Annotated in this window: 18 protein-coding genes; 6 read left to right on the top strand and 12 right to left on the bottom strand. The window is 68.7% G+C overall.

Going from position 1 to position 19,733, the window contains the following annotated elements:
- The first annotated feature begins 99 nt into the window (after nt 1–99).
- On the top strand, nt 100–699 hold the full coding sequence (locus ASD28_RS26050) for a glutathione S-transferase family protein (RefSeq protein ID WP_056135554.1): 600 nt from the start codon (nt 100–102) through the stop codon (nt 697–699).
- A 7-nt stretch (nt 700–706) separates the two neighbouring features.
- The gene (locus ASD28_RS26045) at nt 707–1,597 is read left to right on the top strand and encodes a pyridoxamine 5'-phosphate oxidase family protein (RefSeq protein ID WP_056135551.1); all 891 of its coding nucleotides are present in this window, start codon (nt 707–709) and stop codon (nt 1,595–1,597) included.
- Between the two features lie 129 nt (nt 1,598–1,726).
- Here the strand turns inward: ASD28_RS26045 and ASD28_RS26040 are convergent, their stop codons facing one another.
- Entirely contained in the window at nt 1,727–2,764 is a 1,038-nt protein-coding gene (locus tag ASD28_RS26040) for an L-dopachrome tautomerase-related protein (RefSeq protein WP_056135548.1), read from the bottom strand.
- Nucleotides 2,765–2,787: 23 nt separating this feature from the next.
- Nucleotides 2,788–3,915, bottom strand: a complete 1,128-nt coding sequence (locus tag ASD28_RS26035; protein ID WP_056135545.1) for a DNA topoisomerase IB — start codon at nt 3,913–3,915, stop codon at nt 2,788–2,790.
- A 95-nt stretch (nt 3,916–4,010) separates the two neighbouring features.
- On the opposite strand from ASD28_RS26035, the gene ASD28_RS26030 reads away from it, so the two are divergent.
- Nucleotides 4,011–4,310: a hypothetical protein gene (locus tag ASD28_RS26030; protein ID WP_056135542.1), complete on the top strand. Its 300-nt coding sequence runs from the start codon at nt 4,011–4,013 to the stop codon at nt 4,308–4,310.
- 35 nt (nt 4,311–4,345) lie between these two features.
- Here ASD28_RS26030 and ASD28_RS26025 read toward each other — a convergent pair whose 3' ends face one another.
- From ASD28_RS26025 to ASD28_RS26005, 6 genes are all read right to left on the bottom strand, one after another.
- Nucleotides 4,346–5,962: a Na+/H+ antiporter gene (locus ASD28_RS26025; protein WP_056135538.1), complete on the bottom strand. Its 1,617-nt coding sequence runs from the start codon at nt 5,960–5,962 to the stop codon at nt 4,346–4,348.
- A 96-nt stretch (nt 5,963–6,058) separates the two neighbouring features.
- Nucleotides 6,059–6,490 (bottom strand): hypothetical protein, encoded by a 432-nt coding sequence (locus ASD28_RS32105; RefSeq protein WP_156403848.1) that lies wholly within the window; start codon nt 6,488–6,490, stop codon nt 6,059–6,061.
- Nucleotides 6,484–6,744 carry an N-acetylmuramoyl-L-alanine amidase gene (locus ASD28_RS26020; RefSeq protein WP_229412424.1) on the bottom strand — a complete coding sequence of 87 codons (261 nt, stop codon included), beginning with the start codon at nt 6,742–6,744 and terminating at the stop codon, nt 6,484–6,486. Before ASD28_RS26020 ends, ASD28_RS32105 begins: the two co-directional genes overlap by 7 nt.
- Nucleotides 6,745–6,779: 35 nt before the next feature.
- Nucleotides 6,780–7,067, bottom strand: a complete 288-nt coding sequence (locus ASD28_RS26015) for a type VI secretion system tube protein Hcp (RefSeq protein ID WP_056135532.1) — start codon at nt 7,065–7,067, stop codon at nt 6,780–6,782.
- 159 nt (nt 7,068–7,226) lie between these two features.
- Nucleotides 7,227–9,467 carry an ATP-binding protein gene (locus ASD28_RS26010; protein WP_056135530.1) on the bottom strand — a complete coding sequence of 747 codons (2,241 nt, stop codon included), beginning with the start codon at nt 9,465–9,467 and terminating at the stop codon, nt 7,227–7,229.
- 4 nt (nt 9,468–9,471) lie between these two features.
- On the bottom strand, nt 9,472–10,641 hold the full coding sequence (locus tag ASD28_RS26005) for a pyridoxal phosphate-dependent aminotransferase (RefSeq protein WP_056135528.1): 1,170 nt from the start codon (nt 10,639–10,641) through the stop codon (nt 9,472–9,474).
- 200 nt (nt 10,642–10,841) lie between these two features.
- Here ASD28_RS26005 and ASD28_RS26000 point away from each other — a divergent pair, with 200 nt between their 5' ends.
- On the top strand, nt 10,842–11,201 hold the full coding sequence (locus ASD28_RS26000; protein ID WP_056135524.1) for a hypothetical protein: 360 nt from the start codon (nt 10,842–10,844) through the stop codon (nt 11,199–11,201).
- Between the two features lie 52 nt (nt 11,202–11,253).
- On the top strand, nt 11,254–11,859 hold the full coding sequence (locus ASD28_RS25995) for an isochorismatase family protein (protein WP_056135522.1): 606 nt from the start codon (nt 11,254–11,256) through the stop codon (nt 11,857–11,859).
- Between the two features lie 77 nt (nt 11,860–11,936).
- On the opposite strand, the gene ASD28_RS25990 is transcribed toward ASD28_RS25995, so the two are convergent.
- The 3 genes from ASD28_RS25990 to ASD28_RS25980 are packed head-to-tail and all read right to left on the bottom strand — an operon-like array spanning nt 11,937 to nt 16,178.
- Nucleotides 11,937–13,439 carry a tetratricopeptide repeat protein gene (locus ASD28_RS25990; RefSeq protein WP_056135520.1) on the bottom strand — a complete coding sequence of 501 codons (1,503 nt, stop codon included), beginning with the start codon at nt 13,437–13,439 and terminating at the stop codon, nt 11,937–11,939.
- A gap of 4 nt (nt 13,440–13,443) precedes the next feature.
- Nucleotides 13,444–15,699, bottom strand: a complete 2,256-nt coding sequence (locus tag ASD28_RS25985; RefSeq protein ID WP_056135517.1) for a xanthine dehydrogenase family protein molybdopterin-binding subunit — start codon at nt 15,697–15,699, stop codon at nt 13,444–13,446.
- A complete protein-coding gene (locus ASD28_RS25980) occupies nt 15,696–16,178 on the bottom strand; it encodes a (2Fe-2S)-binding protein (RefSeq protein ID WP_056135516.1) in 483 nt (160 codons plus the stop codon). The genes ASD28_RS25985 and ASD28_RS25980 overlap by 4 nt, the downstream gene beginning before the upstream one ends.
- A gap of 165 nt (nt 16,179–16,343) precedes the next feature.
- Here ASD28_RS25980 and ASD28_RS25975 point away from each other — a divergent pair, with 165 nt between their 5' ends.
- On the top strand, nt 16,344–18,704 hold the full coding sequence (locus tag ASD28_RS25975; protein WP_162252967.1) for a diguanylate cyclase domain-containing protein: 2,361 nt from the start codon (nt 16,344–16,346) through the stop codon (nt 18,702–18,704).
- Here ASD28_RS25975 and ASD28_RS31420 read toward each other — a convergent pair whose 3' ends face one another.
- Entirely contained in the window at nt 18,705–19,688 is a 984-nt protein-coding gene (locus ASD28_RS31420; protein ID WP_082577400.1) for a CsgG/HfaB family protein, read from the bottom strand.
- Nucleotides 19,689–19,733 lie beyond the last annotated feature (45 nt).

Here is a 19,733-nt window from a genome sequence, read left to right as displayed (position 1 = left end):
ATTGCGAGAGGTGGAATACTGAATTGCCATTATGCCGGATTCCGGTATGAATGATCCGGCACTACGATGCAGGGACCGACAATCACCAGAGAGACGACCATGACCCGCATCCTCCACGGCACTCGCCTGTCCGGCCACGCGCACCGCGCCCGGCTGTTCCTGCACCTGCTCGACCTGACCTACGAATTCGCCGACAGCCCGGCCGACGTGCGCAACTCCGCCGCGTTCCGCGCCATGAATCCGCTGGGCCAGATCCCGGTGCTGCAGGATGGCGACGTGGTGCTGGCCGACAGCAACGCCATCCTCGTCTACCTCGCGAAGCGTTACGCGCCGGGCAGCGCCTGGCTGCCGGAAGACCCCGTCGGCGCGGCCCGCGTACAGCGCTGGTTGTCGCAGGCGGCGGGCGAGATCATGTTCGGCCCGGCCGCCGCGCGCGTGTCCGCCCGGTTCTACGACACCGGCGTGCCGGCCCCGCTGTCGCAGGCGCTGGCCGCCCGCGTGCTGGGCCTGATGGAAGGCGAGCTGGCCGCGCGCGACTGGCTCGCCGGCGCCGCGCCCACGATCGCGGACGTCGCGTGCTACAGCTATGTCGCGCACGCGCCGGAAGGCGGCATCGCGCTCGATCCGTATGCGCGGGTGCGCGCCTGGATCGCCCGCGTGGAAGCGCTGCCGGGCTTCGTCGCGATGCCGGGGGAGTGAGGCGATCATGGATGGCGACCGTATCCCGCTGCCGTTCCACAAAGGCGAGTTGAGCGCGCAGGCGCTGGCCGGCGTCGACCCGTTCAACGCGCCGATCCGCAACCGCATGCCGGACCAGCACCGGACCTTCTTCCCGCTGCTGCCGTTCGTGGCCCTGGCCGTCGCGGACGACGAAGGCTGGCCGCTCGCGACCCTCGTGCAGGGGCCGCCCGGATTCGCCAGCTCGCCCGACCCGGCGCGCCTCGACGTGGCCGCGCTGCCGTCGCCCGACGATCCCGTGCGGGCGCGGCTGGCGGCCGGTGCACGGGTCGGCATGCTCGGCATCGACCTGGGCACGCGCCGGCGCAACCGGTTGAACGGCGTCGTCGCGGCACTGGGCGCGGCCGGATTCGCGGTCGACGTCGCGCAGTCGTTCGGGAACTGCCCGCGCTACATCCACGTGCGCGCGCTACAGCCGGCCGAGCGCACGGCCGGCCCGGTGACGGCATTCGATGCCGACCTGCCGGCACGGGCGCGCGCGATGCTGGCGCAGACGCCCACGCTGTTCGTGGCCAGCGCCAGCGGTGCCGATGCGCAGGACGGTGCCGCGGGCCTGGACATGTCGCACCGCGGCGGCCCGGCCGGCTTCGCGCGGCTGGAGGGCGACGTGCTGGTCGTGCCGGATTACGCGGGCAACCGGTACTTCAACACGCTCGGCAATTTTCTGGTGGAGCCGCGCGCGGCGATCGTGGTGGCCGATTTCGCGACCGGCGACGTGCTGCAGCTGCAGGGCGTCGTCGAGGTGGACTGGGAAGCGGCGGCGCCGGAGCGCGTACCGCCGGTGGAACGGACGTGGCGGTTCCGGATTGTGCGGGGGTGGTTGCGGGAAGGGGTATTTGGACTCGCCGACAATCCATGACTCGTCGTTCCCGCGTAGGCGGGAACCCATACTGAACGTCAGAAGCCCGGTATCAATCCGCTCGCGAAATATCCGACTTACTGGTTTTTGTTGCTCGGCATGGGTTCCCGCTTTCGCGGGAACGACGGGTTAGAGCACAATCTTCCACAACTGCGTCGGCAACGCCGCCGGCGCCTCCGGCTTGAAGAACGCGGAATCCTGGATGTGCGACGTGGTCACGTAGATCGTCCCGTCCGGCCCCTGGCTGAACGTATCCGGCCAGCGCAGCCGCTCGTCCTGCACGACGATGCGCGCCTGCGCCGACGGGCCTTCGGACAGGTCGCGCACCTTGATCGCATCGTCCTGCACGGACGTCAGGTACATGAGCTCCGTGCCGCGCGCGATGAGGAGGCCGTCGTTGACCCCGTTCTTCCCGTACGATTCGACCTGTCCGCCGATGTCCTCGCCCAGCAAGCCGGCGCCGGTGAGGGCGGCAGTCGGGATGCGATACAACTCGTCGCCCTTGATCGCCTGCCAGTACAGGTACTTGCCGTCGCCGGACAGCTCGATGCCGTCCGCCGAGAATTCCACGCCGCGGCCATCCGGGCGGCGCAGGACCTTGCCGTCAGCCGTCACGTTCAAGCCTTTTTTCATCTGCGTGGACGGGTGGCCGTCCAGCACGCGCACCGTCTTGCCGGACGCGATGTCGACGACGAGCAGCGCGCCCCGCACGCCGGAATCGGTGATGTACGCGACCTTGCCGTCGTTCGAGAAGCGCACGTCGTTCAGGTAGGAGCCTTGCGGCGCGGCGTCCTCGTCGAACGCGATCGTCTGCGTCACCTTGTCGGTCGCGAGGTCGATGCGCACGAGCTTCGCGCCGCCGGCCACCAGGTGCGCCTGCGCCGGCGCGGCCGGATCGAGCACCCACAGGCTGCCGCGCCGGTCGGCGACGACGCTCTGCACGCACACCCAGTGGTCGTGCGGCGTCACCTCGTCCTTCTTCGCGTTGCGCCAGCCGTTCCACGCTTCGTCCGGATACGGCCGCACCCCGCCATCCTTCAATTCGGCGACGGACACCTCGGTGTCCTCGGTCCAGCGGGGGAAGTTGACGAAGATGCGGCCGTCCTCGGCGACGGTCACACCCGTCACCTGGTGGCCGAAATCGGCGACGAGTTCGATGCTGCTCATGGGGTTCCTTTCGTTGGATGGATTCAGGCGGCGCGCCGCTTCACGGCCAGGTCGTTGGCGGCAGTCTCCTGCGCGAGGCGCCGTTCCAGCATCGCGAGCACGGCCGCTTCTTCGGGCTGCAGGTCCTTCAGGTCTTCGACGAGGCTTTCCTCGGCGCGGGCGCGCAGGCCTTCGAGCATGGTGCCGTCCAGGTAGGCGTCCAGCACGGCCGGGTGCACGTAGCACTTGCGGCAGACGGACGGCGTATTGCCCAGCCGTTCCGCGACGGATTCGATGGCGCGCACGACGTTCTTCTTCGCCTGCGTGTCGGAATCGACGGCTTCGAATTCCTGCAGCGCCATCGCGGCGAGGACGGTCCCGGACCACGTGCGGAAATCCTTCGCCGTGTAATCCTCGCCGGTGATCGTACGCAGGTAGTCGTTCACGTCGCTCGATCCCACCGTGTGCGTTTCGCCGTCTTCGTCGAGGTACTGGAACAGGTCCTGGCCCGGCAGGTCGCGCGTGCGCTGGATGATGCGGGCGAGGCGCCGGTCGTGCACCTTGACGTCGTGATACACACCGCTCTTGCCGCGGAAGCGGAACTCGACTTCGCTGCCGTCGATCCTGACGTGGCGGTTGCGCAGCGTGGTCAGGCCGTACGACTTGTTCTCGCGGGCGTATTCGTCGTTACCGATGCGCATCATCGTCGCTTCCAGCAGGTAGACGATCGTCGCGAGGACTTTTTCGCGCGGCAGGCCGGGGAGGGCCAGCGTGCGGTCGACTTCCTTGCGGATCTGCGGCAGCGCCTTGCCGAACTTGATCATCCGTTCGTACTTGACCTCGTCGCGCACCTCGCGCCATTTCGGGTGGTAGCGGTACTGCTTGCGCCCGCGCGCGTCGCGGCCCGTCGCCTGCAGGTGGCCGTTGGCCTGGGGGCAGATCCACACGTCCGTCCACGCGGGCGGGATCGCCAGCGACTTGATGCGCTTGAGGGTGGGCTCGTCCTCGACCGGTTCGCCCTTCGCGTCGAGGTAGCGAAAGCCGTCCTTGACCGGCTCGCGCAAGATGCCCGGGCGGTCGTCGTGGACGTAGCGCAGGCCCGCGGCCCTGGCGGCGGCAGGCGGATCGGTGTTCGGCACCGGGTCGGAAGGTATCTGGTCTGCGCTCTTCATCGGGGACTCGCAAGGTGGGCTGGCCCCAGTCTACGCCGGCGCCGGGCGCGCACCGTTCGGGAACTAACGTAGCGCAGGCCCGTTAGAATGGCGCCATGCCGAGCAAAACGCCCATCTTCCCCGGACCGCGCACCGCGCGCGGCCTCGTCCTCGCCGTCCTCCTGTCCAACGCCGACCAGGCGGGCGCCGAGCCGCTGCGCGGCCGCGTGACGCTGGCCGCCATCGTCCGCGCGCTCAAGCGCAAGTACCACTGGCCGATCGAGACGACGAGTTTTCCTTCCAACGCGCCGGACGGCCGCGCCACGTGGGCCACCGTGTACAGCCTGCCGCCCGACGTCATCGCGAAGGCGCTCGACGAGCGGGGGCGCGACTGGCTGAAGAGCAGCCGCGGCTAGCCCTGCTGCTCAGTCTTGCTGCTCAGTTTTGATGCTCAGTTTTTCTGATAACGCGCTTCGAGCAAGTCGATCTGGCGCAGCAGCCTGCGCGCCGTCTCGTCCGAGATGTCCGTGCGGCGCGCGAGGCGCAGCACCGTGTCGCGCTCCGCGTTCAGCGCGAGCAGCCGGTAGCTGCGCTCCGTGCGCTTGAGCGCCTGCGAGTCGCCATTGCCGCCCACGGCGTCGGTCGCGTTCAGGCGGTGCCGGTACAGCCGCAGCACGTGGGCCACGGCCCGGCTGCCGTCCTCGCCATCCTCCTTCTCCGCCCGTTCCAGCGCGGCGATGGCCGCCAGCGTGGCCGCGTGGCGCGCGTCGTCCTCGCTGCACTTCGCGTCCGGCTCGGCCGGCATCTCCAGGCCGCGCAGCAGGGCGGGCAGCGCGGCGCTGGCGAGCAGCAGCGACACCACGATCACGCTGCTGGCCAGGAAGATCGCCAGGTGACGCGCGGGGAACGGATCGCCGTTCGGCAGCGCGAGCGGCAGGGTCAGCACGCCGGCCATCGTCAGGGCGCCGCGCACGCCCGCCACCGACGTGGCCAGCATCACGCGCAGTTTCGGCGTGAAGACCTGGCGGCCCAGGCGCTTGCGGTTCAGGATCGTCAGTTGCAGCGAAATCCACACCCACGCGAAGCGCAGCAGCACCAGCCCCAGGCTGAACGCGAGCGCGCGGCCGACGAGCCACCACAGATCGTACGGCGTGCCGCCGGCCGGGTGCAGCGCGCCGCGCACGATGTCCGGCAGTTGTTCGCCCAGCAGCACGAACATGGTGCCGTTCAACGTGAATTGCAGCGCATCCCAGATGACGTCGCGGCGGATGCGCGTGCCCGGCGTCGCCCCGCCCGACAATTCCAGGTAGCTCATCGTGATGCCGGCCGCCACGGCCGCGAGGATGCCCGATGCCTCAAGGCGTTCGGCCACGAGGTAGGCGCCGAATGGCGTCAGGAGGTTGATCAGCACCGGGACGCCATCCTCTTCGCCGAAGCGGCGCTGCAGGATGCCGTGCGCCCGCGTGATGGCGAACGTGATCGCGATGCCGGCCGCGATGCCCGCCAGCGCCACCCACAGAAATGTCAGGCTCGCCCGCGCGAGCGAGAAGTGTCCGGTCACGGCCGCGGCGACGGCGAAGCGGAAGCACACGAGGCCACTCGCATCGTTGAGCAGGCTCTCGCCCTCGACGATGTGCATGAGGCGCGGCGGCATCGGCACGCGCGCCGTGATCGACGAGACGGCGACCGGGTCCGTCGGCGCCACGATGGCCGCCAGCGCGAAGGCCACCGCCAGCGGCATCGCGGGGATCATCCAGTGCAGCAGGTAGCCGGCGCCGACGACGGTGAACAGCACGAGGCCCAGCGCGAGTTCCAGGATCGTCGCCTTGTCGCGGAACAGGCCGATCTTGGGTATGCGCCAGCCGTCGACGAACAGCAGCGGGGGCAGGAAGAGCAGGAAAAAGATGTCCGGCTCCAGCGCGATGCCATGGCGGAAAACGCCCGAGATGACGGCGCCCGCGGCGATCTGGATCAGTGGCAGGGGCAGGGCGATGGGCAGCACGCGCGCCACGTAGCCGCTCGCGATCACGGCGAGCAGCATCGCCAGGATGACTTCGACGGTCTCCATATCATCTCCTTTCACGGTCGATGATAAGGGATGGTGCGGATGAAACACGGTACGGTTGCGCGTGCCTACACGTTCAACCAACCCGCCGTGGCCTGATTATTCATCGGCAGGCGGGAAAGCGTCGGCCCGGCAGCGCGGACAATACAGGTATAAGGTTTGACCGTTGCCCAGTTTAAGCGAGCCGGCACGATACTGCTGGATTGCCCAGATACCCCTGACGCCGTTCTTGAAGGTGACTTCTCCGCTCGCATAGCAGGGCGACCAGTCGAGCATATGAAAGTAATCGTGTTCTGAGACTTCGGCCGCTTTGCCGATGTACTCGCGGATTTCCTGATCGCTGAGCTTGAAACCAGAGCATTGCGCTGCAGGTTCACCTGCCGCTGGAGAGATCGCGCCGCTGTTCCGACTGGTGACTGTGCTGATCGGCGGAAGATGTGTCTTGCGCATTATTGGTTCGGTACCAGAACCATCGTCCATTGCTGCGGACGCGCTTGCCGTCACGGCCAAGAGGAGTGCAGCGACTACCATGATGCGCTTTCGGCTTCCGTCGGGTTCTTGCGGGAGACGACCGGGTGCCGGAAGATTTCACTCATCGGCACGCCGAAAGTCGAGGTGAGCTCGGCGATCAGCCACTGAAGCGACGCGTTTTGCCGTTCATTCACCGTTTCGTAGACTCCCTGCTCGGCCGGGTTCCGGCTTTTGCCGGCTACCACGGCACCAACGATCTCAATCCCGATGCTGTCCTCGTTCGAGGGATAACGCTGAGGCGTGGGCTTCGCCATTTCCATCCGGTGTTCGGTCTTTGGACTGAAGTGTTTCAGCGCATGAAGTCCGCGCGGAAGAATTCGAGCTTGGCTTTCGGGATCGTCTTGCCCTGGGCCGCCAGTTCCATCAGTTTCGGAGAAGCGAGATCAACCGCCTTCGTAATCCGGATCGCATCGAAGACAGCGCGTCCGACTGTGTGGCCACCAGCGGTCGACACGGTGCCGGCAGTCGGCTGGGTGACACCCCAGTCAACGGCCACGATCTCGATCCATCCCTTGTGCCTGTCGTCGTTCGATTCCCCGTTGACGCCATCAATTTGCAAATAGACATCAGCTGCCATGTTTCTCTCCTCGGTTGCCCATCCGTGATTCTCGACCGGAAGGCACGAGTACATTTATGCGAGATCAGTATCCGCAGATGTTGAGAGAAACCGCGTGGCGATAGTTTTGCAGCATCGTAAGATGGGCTCCCCAGTCCATCAACGCGATACGCAGACGCGTTAACGCCGGATGTTCGCCTCGGCGGCCGCAGCCAGGATATCCGCCAGCTGCATCGTATTCACCGGCTTGACGAGGTAGTGGTCGAACCCGGCCGCCATCGACGTGTCGCGGTCCTGCTGGCGGCCGTAGCCCGTCATCGCGATCAGCGTGGCGCCGGCCGCCTGCGGCAGCATGCGCAGGCGCCGCGACAGTTCGTTGCCGTCGAAGTCGGGCAGGCCGATGTCGAGCAGGCAGACTTCGGGCACGAAGGATTTCGCCAGTTCCAGCGCGTCCGTGGCGGAGTACGCGACTTCCACGCGGTGCCCGCCGGAGCGCAGGAACAGCTGCAAGGTGTGGACGGCGTCGACGTTGTCGTCCACGAGCAGGATGCGCAGCGGCACGCCGCCGTCGTGGTGTTCTTCGCCGACGACGGGCGCCGGCGCCAGCACGACGTCCTGCGTGTAGCGGGGCAGGCGTACCGTGAACGTCGAGCCCTTGCCGAGGCCCGCGCTGTAGGCCTTCACTTCGCCGCCGTGCAGTTCGACGAGGCTTTTCACGAGGGCGAGGCCGAGACCGAGGCCGCCCTGCGAGCGGTCCGGCGTGCGCTCGGCCTGGGTGAACAGGTCGAACACGCGTTCGACGAGGGCGGGCTCCATGCCGATGCCGTCGTCGGCCACGGTCAGCACGTAGTCGTTGCCGTCCGCGTCCACGCGCAGGTGGATGGTGCCGCCTTCCGGCGTGTACTTGGTCGCGTTGTTGAGCAGGTTCGCGCATACCTGCACGAGCCGCTTGTGGTCGCCCTTGACGTACGCGGGCGCGGGCGGCAGCTCGATCACGACGCGGTGGCGCCGCGCCGCGATCAGCGGGCGGATCTGTTCGGCCGCGTCGTCGACGACGCGCTTGAAGTCCAGCACCTGCGTCGCCAGCGACACGAGGCCGCGCGTCACGCGCGACACGTCGAGCAGGTCGTCGACGAGGCTCGTCATGTGGTCGACCTGGCGCACGATGATGGAACAGGTCTGGGTGATCTGGGCATTATCGGAATGCAGCAGCTTGAGCAGGTGCGCGCCCGTGCTGATCGGCGCCAGCGGGTTGCGCAGCTCGTGCGCGAGCATCGCGAGGAATTCGTCCTTGCGCTGGTCGGCGGCGCGCAGTTCGCGCTCGGCCAGCGAGCGGGCCGTCTCTTTCTTCTGCAGCGCGGCCGCCATGCGGTCCAGCGCCTGGGCCAGGTTGCCGATCTCTTCGTGGCCGTAGGCGATGCCGGAGCGGGCTTCCAGGTCGCCGGCGGCGATGCGCTCGGCGGTGCCCATCAGCTTGCGCACGCGCTGGACGATCAGTACGTCGCCCACGAGCCACGCGGCCAGCATGGCGAGCAGCGTGGTCGCCGCGAGGCCCAGCAGGGACATGATCTGGTCGTGGCGCGCGGCCGACAGGATCGTCTCGGTGGGGATGCCGATCGTGACCGTGTAGTCGGTCAGCGCGGGCGCGCCCACGCGCGCGAACGTGTGCAGGCGCTCGATGCCGTCGTCGCCGCGGACCGTCACGGCGCGCTGGCCGGCCGTGTTCAGCGCTTCCTGCATCGCCGGCGACAGCCTGGTGCCGAAGAAGCGCTCCGGATCGGGACGGCGCGAGATGATGGTGCCGCGCGCATCGGCCGTCGCCAGCACGGAGCCGGGCGGCAGGTTGATGTCGTTGATGAAGGTGTCGAGGCCTTCCAGGTCCATCGCCGCGAACACGACGGCCAGGACTTTACCGCCGCGGTCGATGACGGGGTAGGTGAGGTTGATCGTGTGCTTCTTGATGACGCGGCCGAACACGTAGTCGCCGGCAATGAACCTGCGTTCCGAGATGGCGCGGCGGAAGTGGCTGCGGTCGCCCAGGTTGACGGGGTGAAGCAGGGGCACGGCGCTGCAGGTGACGTCGCCGTTGAGCTGGATGAGGCCGAAGTTGACGAAGCCCTCGTTGCGGTCGAGGACGTCGGACAGCAGCGACGTGCATTTCGCGGTGTCGCCCATCAGGTCCGGAACGCTGGCGAGGTCGACGAGGATCTGGCGCGCACCCTCGATCGACTGGGCCTCGTTGGCGGCCGCCATGCCCGTCAGGCGGCGCAGGTTTTCTTCCGATGCCTTGATGGCATGTTCGCGTTCGCGGATCCCGGACAGGATCGTCATCACCGCCAGCGGCGTGATCGCCAGCGCCACCAGCAACATGAGCCGGCTGCGCAGGCTGTTCAGCCGGAAGCGGCTCAAGCCAGATGTCATTTGTCTATCTTCTATCTGCCGCCTTGTGGGCAGCAAACGCATTCCCAAATTCGATGATCCTGCGGATGCCTTCGCGCAAGGTCGCCACGTCGTCCGAAATATAGCCGAGCCGGATGTAGCCGGGCACGCCCAGCGCCTCGCCCGGCATGACCGCCACTCTCTGTTCCTCGAGCAGCGCTTCGGCAAAGCCGACCGTGTCCAGCGTCAGGCTGCGCACGTCTCCCCACAGGTACGGACCGGAGGCCGGCGCGTGCATGACGATCCAGGGGACCTCGGCAAACAGCCGCACCGCCAGGTCGCGCCGGTCACGGTAGTCCGCCATCATCGCGCGCGGCGCGCCGGTCGCGAATGCGACCTCCAGCGCCACTTGCGACAAATGCCCGGCGGCCGCCGTGATCGGGCCTTGCAGCGTCTGCATCGCGTTGACCACTTCGGCGGGCGCCAGCGCGAAGCCGACCCGCCAGCCCATCATGGCGTAGCTCTGCGAGGCCGAAAACAGCGTTACCACGCCGATGTCCCGCCAGTCGCACAAGGCCGCCAGGCTGGTGTGTCCGCCTTCGAAGATCAGGTGTTCGTAGCTTTCGTCGACGATCACCCGGGCCCCGATGCGCTCCACCCATGCTCGAAGGTGTTCCAGTTCCCGGCGAGTGTACACCTTGCCGGTGGGATTGTGCGGGTTATTGATGATGACGATGTCCGGCTTGCCGAGGCCATCCAGCAGTGCCGGCGTGATTTCCTCAGGGAGATCGGCCAGGATAGTCCGCAGGCCCAACAGTTGTGACGTAGCAACGTATGCCGGCCAGTGGGGCTTGAAGATCAGGACGGTGTCGTACGGATCGCTCAACGCATACAGCGCTTCGTACAACCCCTGCTTGGCGCCGTTGGTGACGATGATCTCGTCCGCGCCCGCGTCGATGTCGTTTTCCTTTTTCAGCTTGGCCGCCAGCCGCGTCCGCACGTCCAGTGCGCCGACCACGCTCGTGTACGGCATGATCCGCTCGCGCTCGATCGCCGCCGCCACCGCGTCCAGTACCGGCCGCGGCGCGGGAAAGTGCGAAATGGCGATCGAGAAGTCGATCACGGACTCGCCCTGGCTGCGCAACGTTTCCACGCGGCCGTGCATGGCGGTGGTGGCGAGGGGGCGGGAGGAAGCGATCCGGGCAGAAATTTTCATTTTGTTGTTCTCTTGGGATGGTGTTGTTGAAAAGTCATGACGCACGGTGCAACGGCTGGGTGTTGCCTGATTGTACTAAATCGGCAGAACGATGCCGCACTGGTGGAAAATAGCGCGCGGGAAATGGAGGAGCGGCGGGCGCCGCGCGGCGCGGGATTCTGGTACGGTGATTGCAAAGTGAACCATTGCGGGAGGACGCCATGCAGCAACCCATCGTACGCACCTTCAAGCACGTGACGGCCGCCGAACAGGCGCGCGCCGAACTGCTGGCCGCGGGCATTGCGGCCGACGACGTCGCGATCGACGTCCGCATCGACGAGACCGGCCCCGTGCAGGGCAATTTCACCGTCGGCGATTCGCCCGCAGTGACGGGCAAGACGGCCTATTCGCACACGTACGCGCCGGTGGCGCAGGACGACGTGCGCGACTGCCAGGTCACCGTGAACGCCGCCGACGCCGCGCTGGCCGAGCGGGCCGCCGCGATCCTCGACCGGCACGGTGGGCACGATCCCGATCCGGCCCATGCCGCCGCCATTGCTGCCCGCGAGACGCGCCATTGAGTTTGCGCGACAATAAGGCATCGCGGTCCGCGACCGCTTCCAGGAGAGACGAATGAGTGCCATCCACCTCGACAAGCAGGATGCCCTGCTGATCATCGACATGCAGGTCGACTTCCTGCCCGGCGGGGCGCTCGGCGTGGCGGGCGGCCATGAAGTGGTCGCGCCGATCAACCACCTGATCGAGCTGTACCAGGCACAAGGCCTGCCGATCTTCGCGTCGCGCGACTGGCACCCGCAGGACCACTGCTCGTTCGCGGCGCAGGGCGGACCGTGGCCGCCGCATTGCGTGGCCGGCACGCCGGGCGCCGCATTCGCGGCCGAGCTGGCGCTGCCCGACGATGCCATCGTGATTTCGAAAGCCGACACGGCGGCCGTGGACGCCTATTCCGCGTTCGGCGGCACCGACCTCGCGGCGCAGCTGCGCGCGCGCGGTGTGGAGCGCGTGACGGTGGTGGGTCTCGCCACCGATTACTGCGTGCTGAACACCGTCACGGATGCGCTGGAAGAAGGCTTCGATACGCTTCTCGTGCCGGAAGCAATGCGCGCCGTCGACGTGAACCCGGGCGACGGCCGCCGCGCGCTCGACCGCATGGTCGCGCGCGGAGCGGTGCCGGTGCGGCTGGGCGAGATCGGGATGGTCGCACTCTCCGTCGCCTGATTCGGACGCCGGTGCGCGTGGACGGCGTGGTGCGGCTGGGCGTGAGCGACAGCGGCCCGGGCGTGGCGGCCGCCTGATTACGCCGCGCGCAGCAGCACGAGGTGGCCGGCGATGCCGCGGCCGTGATCCTCGCGCAATACCGCGTGCGCCGTCGCGAGGACCTCGAAGCCGGCCGCCTGCGCAGTCCGCCGCACGTAATCGAGCGCATGCGCGAACCGGTTCGACGGCTGGAGCGCGAAACCGCGATCGTCCTCGCCGAGCGCTTCGCACGACAACGCGAACAGGCCGCCCGGACGCAGCGCGCGCCGCACCCGCGCGAACAGCGGCGCGAGGTCGCCGAGGTACACCAGCACGTCGGCCGCGACGGCGAGGTCGCACGAGGCGGGACGCTCCGCCAGCCAGTCGGCGATGTCGGCACAGGCCAGGTCATCGTACAGGTCCAGTTCCGCCGCCTTGTCCAGCATGCGCTGCGACAGGTCGACGCCGGTGACGTGGCGCGCCAGCGGCCGCAGGAAAGTCGCGCACAGTCCCGTGCCGCAGCCGAGGTCCAACGCGGCATCCAGCGGCAGCGCCGCCAGGTGCGGACGGAGCAGGGCGTCCAGCAGCGCCGGCGTGCGGTAGCCGAGGACGTCGACGAGGTGGCGGTCGAACCGGCCCGCATACTGGTCGAACAGGTGTTTCACGTAGTCGGCCGGCGCCGCATCCGGCTGCTCCGCCTCGCCCAGCGCCGCCAGTGAAAACCGGATCTCGTCCGCATCCGCGCCCAGGTCGAGCGCGCGCCGGTACGACGCCACGGCCGCGTCGCGCTGCCCCAGTCCGCGCAGCGTGTTCGCCCGATAGTGCTCGGCCAGCGCGTAGTCGGGCCGCACGGCCAGCGCCCGTTCGTAGCTGTGCAGGGCGGCCGCAAGGTCGCCCGATTTCTTCAGCGCCGCGCCGCGCGCGCACCAGGTGTCGGCCTGCGGGGCCAGCGCGAGCGCGCTGTCGTACGCATCGACGCTGTCCGCGTGGCGGTCCAGCGCCTGCAGTGCGTGGCCCAGTGCGACGAAGGCCTCCGCATACGCGGGCCGCATGGCGAGCGCTTGTTCGGCGCTTGCGACGGCATCCGCATGGCGTCCCAGGTCGTGCAGTGCGATGGCGCGGTGGCACCATGCGTCGGCCAGCGCCGGGGCGATGCCGAGGGCGCGTTCGTAGCTGTCCAGCGCGTCGGCCAGGCGGCCGAGCCGGCGCAGCGTGTTGCCGCGGTTGTCCCAGGCGAGCGCATAGCCCGGATCGAGGCGCAGCGCCGCTTCGTAGTTGGCGAGCGCGGCATCGGTGCGGCCGAGGTCCTGCAGCGCGGCGCCCAGGTTGCAATGGGCGCGCGCCTGCTGCGGGTCGATCCGCAGCGCTTCCTCGATCAGTTCCACGGCACGGCCGGGATGCCCGCGCTGGCGCTCGATCACGCCCAGCAGGTGCAGCGCGTCGAACTGGCGCGGGTCGAGGTCCAGCACGCGCCGGTACAGGGCCTGCGCCTGCTCGAGCCGGCCCTGCTGGTGCAGGCGGACGGCCTGGCCCAGCAGGTTGGACGCGTCTTCCACCGTCACCCGGTCAGCTCCAGGACAGGTCCGCCTTCGACAGCGGCAGCTCGCGCACGCGCTTGCCGGTGGCGGCGAAGATCGCGTTGCAGACGGCCGGCGCCAGCGGCGGGAACACGGGTTCGCCCAGGCCCGTGACGGGGTAGTCCGTCTTGAGGAAGTGCGTCTCGATCTTCGAAGGCGTGTCCGGCATGCGCAGCAGGGCGTAGTCGTGGAAGTTGCTCTGCACGATGCGGCCCTTGTCGATGTCGAGCGCCGGATACATCAGCGTGGACAGGCCGTCGATGACGGAGCCCTGCACCTGGTTCTCGGCGCCGGACAGGTTGACGATCTGCGCGCCGATGTCGGCGACGACGACGACGCGGTCCACGCGCAGCCGGCCTTCCTTCGACACCGTCACCTCCGCCACCTCAGCGACATAGCCGCGGTGGCTGAAGTGGAAGGCGATGCCGGCGCCCTGGCCGCGCGCGAACTTGCGCTGGCCCCAGCCGGATTTTTCCGCGACGGCCTTCAGCACGTTGCGCATGCGGCCCACGTTGTACGGCACGCCGCGTTCTCCCGTGCCGGCCACGAGGTCCTTGTCGCCGAGGAGGTCCAGGCGGAAGGCGAGGGGATCGCGCCCGGCCGCATGGGCCAGTTCGTCGATGAAGCTGTGGAACACCCACGCGAACACGTTGCTGCCCGGCGCGCGCCACGGCCCCATCGGGATGCGGCATTCGAGCGGCGTCTGCTCGATCAGGCAGTTGGCGAGCCAGCGGCCGGGGAATTCGTCGCCAGACAGGTTGCCGCCGCTGCCCGGCTGCAGCACGCTCGCGCTGCCGCCGTCGCTTTCCTTCTTCTCGATGCGGTTGGCGAACGTGACGAAATGGTCGTGCCAGGCGACGACCTTGCCTTGCTCGTCCACGCCGCCGCGCAGGAAGTGGAAGCCGCCGGCGCGGAAATGGTCGTGCTGCAGGTCGTCCTCGCGCATCCACGTCAGCTTGACGGGCGCTTTCACCTTCTGCGCGATCGCGGCCGCCTCGACGATGAAGTCGGACGACAGGCGGCGCCCGAAGCCGCCGCCGCTGCGCGTGATGTGGAGCAGGATCTTGTCTTTCGGGATGTTGAAGGTCGTGGAGACGAGGGCCTGGCCCGCGCCCGGATTCTGCGTCGGCGCCCACAGTTCGAGGGTGCCGTCGGCCGGCTTGAACCATGCCGTGCAGTTCTGCGGTTCCATGCTCGCGTGCGAGATGAATGGGTAGACGTAGTTCGCCTCCACCGTGCGCGCGGCGCCCGCGAGGGCCGCATCGACGTCGCCGTCCTTGCGCATCACGGCGGCACCGGGCTGCCCGCTCGCGGCCTGGGCTGCGGCGAGGAAGCCGGCCCAGCTGTGGCGCGCGCCTTCGCCTTCGTCCCACGTCACTTTCAGGTTCTTGCGGGCGCGGAACGCGTTCCACGTCGAGTCGGCGACGATCGCGACGCCGGGCCGCAGGCCGTTCAGGTTTTCCGTGCCCTCGACGAGGAACGCGGCCTTCACGCCGGGCATGCGCTTGATGGCGTCCAGGTTCGCCTCGACGGGACGGCCGCCCGGCACGGGGCATTTCACGTACGTCGCGTACAACATGCCGGGCAGGTGCGTGTCGATGCCGAACAGCGGCTCGCCGCTGACGACGAGCGCGTTGTCCACGCCGCCCACGCGCGTGCCGAGCAGGCGATAGGTCGCCGGGTCCTTCGGCACGACCTCTTTCGCATCCGGCACAGGCAGCGCGGACGCCGTGCGCACGAGCGCGCCGTAGCCCAGCTTGCGGCCGCTGGCGCCGTGCACGACGGCGCCGTCCGCGGCCCGGCATTCCGCTGCCGGCACGTTCCACGTCTGCGCGGCGGCGCGTACGAGCATCGTGCGCGCGGTGGCGCCGAGGCGGTGGAAGTTGTCGTAGTTGGTCGGCGTCGACGTCGAGCCGCCGGCGCCCTGCGATCCATAGATCGGGTTCAGGTCGCCCTGCACGACGCGGACCGATTTCCAGTCGACCTCGAGTTCTTCGGCCAGCACCATCGGCAGCGACGTCTTGATGCCCTGGCCGATTTCCGGCTGCTTGGAGACGAGCGTCACGCGGCCGTCCGTGCCGATGCGGATGAACGCGTTCGGGACGAAGTCGCCCGCCGCGGGCTCTTGCGCGCCGTTGTCGGCCAGCGCCGCGATGGCGCCGCTCGCCTGCACGCCCAGCAGCAGGGCAACACCTGCCGACTGGCCGAGGAAGCGGCGGCGCGAGGAGGAGGCGGGGCGGCTCATGCTTTCCCCTTGTCGCCGGTCGCGGCAATGTCCGCGGCCCGGTGGATGCCCGCGCGGATGCGGACGTAGGTCGCGCAGCGGCACAGGTTGCCGGCCATCGCGTCGTCGATCTGGGCGTCGGTCGGCTTCGGATGCTGTTTGAGGAGGGCGCACGCCGTCATGATCTGGCCGGCCTGGCAGTAGCCGCACTGCGGCACGTCCAGCTCGGTCCAGGCCTGCTGCAGCGGATGCATCGCGCGGGCATCGAGGCCCTCGATCGTGGTGATGCGGCGCTTGCCGATGCTGCTCACCGGCAATTGGCAGGCGCGGGCAGGCTGGCCGTCCACGTGCACGGTGCAGGCGCCGCAGGCGCCGATGCCGCAACCGTATTTCGTGCCGACGAGGCCGAGGGTATCGCGCAGCGCCCACAGCAGCGGGGTATCCGCTTCGACGTCGACGGCCCGGGCCTTGCCGTTGACGTTCAGTGTGTATTTACTCATGTCCTCGTGGGATGGGTTGGGATTGCCAAAGCTGAACTGTGCAATGCTAAACCAAACTGCCCCGTCAAGACCAAGGGATTTGATCTTTTACGTGGCAATAGTAGAAACCCGGGGGCTATGACATACTGGAGCGGCCCGATGCGCAGCATCGCACGCCCCACTTACATGCGACGACCGATCACTTTTCCGACCAACCTGCGCAGCCGCCTCGCCGGTGCCGTCGGCGTGCTCGTGCTGGGCGCCACCATGCTGGCGGGCCCGCTGGCCGTGGACGTGGCCGAACACGACCTGCGCGCCGTGCTGGGCGCGCAGCAGTATGCGTCGCTGTCCGGGGCGGCCGCCTTCCTCGACGACCTGCTGGAAGCGCGCCTGCGCCAGATGGCCGCGCTGGCCGCGGCCATGCCGCTCGAGGCCCGCCACGATCCGCGCCGCCTGCAGGCCTGGCTCGCGATCCGCACGGCCGACGTGGGCGACGAGTTCGTCAACATCGCCGCCTTTGCCCGTAACGGCGAACTGGTGGCGTCGGGCACTTCCATGCCGACCGCCCAGCCGCTGACGGCCACGGGCCGTCCGTACTTCGAAGAAACGCTATTGCGCGGCCGCGGCATCGTGTCCGATCCGTTCCAGAGCCGCCTGTCGGGCGCGAACATGGTGCTGGTGACGGCGCCCGTGTTCGACGACCACGGCGAGATCGTCTACGTGCTCGCGGGCCGCATCGACCTGCAGCATGCCCGCTTCCTGCGCCAGGTCGACGCCCTGCGGCCGGGCAGCACCGGCTACCTGTTCCTGATGTCGGCCGACGGCACGCTGATCGATTCGCCCGCGAGGGAACGCCAGACGGCGCCGCCCGCCGACCAGCCGGGCCTCGCGCGCGCCCTGCACGGCTTCGAGGGCTGGCTGATCGGCGGCGACCGCGCGGGTCCCGCCATCGTCACCTATAAGCGCCTGGCGACGACCGGCTGGATCCTCGGCGCCCGCTATCCCGAGGAAGAGGCGTTCGCGCCGCTCGCCCGGGTGCGGCGCACGGTGCTGGTCGTGGCGGGCATCCTCGCGCTGGTCGCGGGCCTGCTTGCGTGGTGGCTCGTGCGCCGCGGCCTGCGCCCGCTGGCCGAGTTGCGCCGCAACGTGGCCGCCGTGCGCCACGAGGGCGTCGACAGCGCGGTGCTGGCGCTCGCCCGCGACGACGAGGTCGGCGAACTGGGCCGCGCCTTCCACGACCTCGTGCAGGCGCGCGGGCGCGCGGCCGCCCGCATGCGCGCGATCGCCGACAATGTCCCGGCCGTGATCGCCTACGTCGACCGCGACGAGCGCTTCGAATTCACCAACGCCGGCTTCGACCGCATGATCGGATCCGCGCCGGACGTGTTCATCGGGCGCACGGTGCGCGAAGCGCTGGGCGAAGCCGGCTATGCGCGCCTGGAACCGCTGATCCGTGCCGCGCTGCGCGGCGAGCATGGCCACGTGGAAGACGTGCGCAGCGACGATGCCAGGCGCCACCAGATGATCGACACGATTCCCGACATCGATGCCGACGGCCGCGTCGTCGGCTTCTTCGTGATGGCGATGGACATCAGCGAGCGCAAGGAAGCGGAACTGGCGCAGGCCGCCAGCGAGCAGCGCCTGCGCCTGATCGCCGACAACCTGCCTGTGCTGATCTGCTACATCGACCGCAACCACCGCCTGGGCTTCGGCAATGCGACGTTCCAGGCGTGGCTGGGCCTGGAACCGGTCCGCCTGCCCGGCATGCATTTGCAGGACGTACTGGGCAAGCCGGCCTACGACGCGGCGCGACCGCGCCTGAAGCAGGCGTTCGAAGGCGTCGGCGCCACGTTCGAGATGCCGCTGCAGGCGCAGGGCCGGCACCGCATCCTGGAATGGACGTTCGTGCCGGACGTGCAGGCGCAGGGTCGGGTGAACGTCGCCGTCGCGGGGGTGTATGCGCTTGCGCACGACATGACGCGGGTGAAGGAGGCGGAAAGCCGGCTCGTGCAGATGGCGCGCTTCGACAGCCTGACCGGCATCGCCAACCGCCGGCTGTTCGGCGAACTGCTGGGCCAGGCACTGGAACGCGTGCGCCGCCAGCGGCAGGTGATGGGCCTGGCCTACCTGGACATCGACCATTTCAAGGCCATCAACGACACGTGGGGCCACGGTGTCGGCGACGAGGTGCTGAAGGAATTCGCGCAGCGCCTGGCCGCCTGCGTGCGCGTCACGGACACGCCCGCGCGCCTGGCCGGCGACGAATTCGTCGTCCTGCTGGAAGACGTCAAGGGCGTCGACGAGGCGGAGCGGATCGGCGCCAAGATCGTGGATGCCATCCGGAAGCCCATCGCGACCGGCGCCGGTCCGCTGGACGTCACGGCCAGCGTGGGCGTCGCGCTCGTGCACGGCATGGACGGCCCGCTGCCCACGCAGGACGAGGTGCTGGGCTGGGCCGACACGGCGCTGTATGCCGCCAAGCACGGCGGCCGCAACCGCTGCGTCGTGCGCGTGGCGGAGGAGGCGGCCGGCGTGTCGATGAAGTAGTTACTGCGGCGCGGGCTGCGTGGCCACCAGCGTGCGCTGCACCCAGCCGCCGGAGACGTTCTCGCCGTCGATCCTGACGAAACCGTCGCGCTCTTCGCCGGTGGCGATCGCTTCTTCCGACCGCTTCAACGTCCCCATCACCTTGCTGCCGGAACGCGGTTCCGTGTACACCTTGACGGTCGCGAGGCGCGCATACACGCTGGCGCCGGCCGTCACGGGCACGCCCTCGCGGGTAGACGCCTGCGCATTCACCTTGCTGGCCGCGCTGCTGGTGCGCACGAGGCTCGGCTCGTTGCGGATGCGCGCCACGATGCGGTTGTAGTTGTCGAGCAGGCTGGCCGCGACCATCTTGCCTTCCGGCGTGTTCGTGTAGCCGCCCAGGCGCGAATAATCGCCGCCGCCCCAGCTCCAGCCGGAAATACCGAAGTCCGTCTTGGTCGCGACGCCTTCTTCCGCCGCCACCTGGATGCCGGACCGGACGTCCGCGATCAACAGGCTCGTCTGCGCTTCCTTGAACTTGAGGTTGCCCGCGATGCCGCCCGCGATCCGGCCCAGGCCGCCCAGCAGGCGTCCGCCGTAATCCGAGATCGCGCCGCCGATGCCGCCCGTGTTCGCGGCCGCGAACTGCACGTTCGGCGTCATCACGAAGTCGGCCGCCTGCAGCTGGCCTTTGCCGACGTTGCTGCCGGACAGCGTCTCGCCATTCGCGGCGAGTGCGCGTTCCTGCTGCAGATTGGCCATCGCCGCCCCGCGCTCGACCACCTGGAAGCAGTTCGATTGCTGGATCATGATGCGCAGCAGCGCGACTGGCGAGCCGAGCCCGTAACTCTGCAGCGCGTGGGCGCTCTCACTTTGCGCTTCCGTGACGGCGATGGTGCCGAGCGGGCGGTCGCAGCGCTCGACCTTGGACGTGGTTTCCTGGGCGTGCAGGGAGGTGGCGCCCGCGAGCAGGGCGGCGATGATCGAAATCCGGATTGGCTTCATGATCCTTGTAAATGAACAGTGAGAAGGAAAGCACGCGGAGCGTGC

It is taken from the genome of Massilia sp. Root133 (genome assembly GCF_001426525.1).
In the GTDB taxonomy this organism is placed as follows: domain Bacteria; phylum Pseudomonadota; class Gammaproteobacteria; order Burkholderiales; family Burkholderiaceae_D; genus Telluria; species Telluria orientalis.
Note: the sequence above shows the minus strand (reverse complement) of the source record. Positions and strands in the feature narration are given on the sequence as shown.

Bases quoted from the DNA above. Each gene is read 5' to 3' on its own strand.
- ASD28_RS26035 (WP_056135545.1), bottom strand. From the start codon at position 3,915: ATGAAGAGCGCAGACCAGATACCTTCCGACCCGGTGCCGAACACCGAT.
- ASD28_RS25975 (WP_162252967.1), top strand. From the start codon at position 16,344: ATGCGACGACCGATCACTTTTCCGACCAACCTGCGCAGCCGCCTCGCC.
- ASD28_RS26045 (WP_056135551.1), top strand. From the start codon at position 707: ATGGATGGCGACCGTATCCCGCTGCCGTTCCACAAAGGCGAGTTGAGC.
- ASD28_RS25985 (WP_056135517.1), bottom strand. From the start codon at position 15,699: ATGAGCCGCCCCGCCTCCTCCTCGCGCCGCCGCTTCCTCGGCCAGTCG.
- ASD28_RS26050 (WP_056135554.1), top strand. From the start codon at position 100: ATGACCCGCATCCTCCACGGCACTCGCCTGTCCGGCCACGCGCACCGC.
- ASD28_RS26040 (WP_056135548.1), bottom strand. From the start codon at position 2,764: ATGAGCAGCATCGAACTCGTCGCCGATTTCGGCCACCAGGTGACGGGT.
- ASD28_RS25980 (WP_056135516.1), bottom strand. From the start codon at position 16,178: ATGAGTAAATACACACTGAACGTCAACGGCAAGGCCCGGGCCGTCGAC.
- ASD28_RS26020 (WP_229412424.1), bottom strand. From the start codon at position 6,744: ATGGCGAAGCCCACGCCTCAGCGTTATCCCTCGAACGAGGACAGCATC.
- ASD28_RS26030 (WP_056135542.1), top strand. From the start codon at position 4,011: ATGCCGAGCAAAACGCCCATCTTCCCCGGACCGCGCACCGCGCGCGGC.
- ASD28_RS26025 (WP_056135538.1), bottom strand. From the start codon at position 5,962: ATGGAGACCGTCGAAGTCATCCTGGCGATGCTGCTCGCCGTGATCGCG.
- ASD28_RS31420 (WP_082577400.1), bottom strand. From the start codon at position 19,688: ATGAAGCCAATCCGGATTTCGATCATCGCCGCCCTGCTCGCGGGCGCC.
- ASD28_RS25995 (WP_056135522.1), top strand. From the start codon at position 11,254: ATGAGTGCCATCCACCTCGACAAGCAGGATGCCCTGCTGATCATCGAC.
- ASD28_RS26000 (WP_056135524.1), top strand. From the start codon at position 10,842: ATGCAGCAACCCATCGTACGCACCTTCAAGCACGTGACGGCCGCCGAA.
- ASD28_RS26010 (WP_056135530.1), bottom strand. From the start codon at position 9,467: ATGACATCTGGCTTGAGCCGCTTCCGGCTGAACAGCCTGCGCAGCCGG.
- ASD28_RS26015 (WP_056135532.1), bottom strand. From the start codon at position 7,067: ATGGCAGCTGATGTCTATTTGCAAATTGATGGCGTCAACGGGGAATCG.
- ASD28_RS32105 (WP_156403848.1), bottom strand. From the start codon at position 6,490: ATGGTAGTCGCTGCACTCCTCTTGGCCGTGACGGCAAGCGCGTCCGCA.
- ASD28_RS26005 (WP_056135528.1), bottom strand. From the start codon at position 10,641: ATGAAAATTTCTGCCCGGATCGCTTCCTCCCGCCCCCTCGCCACCACC.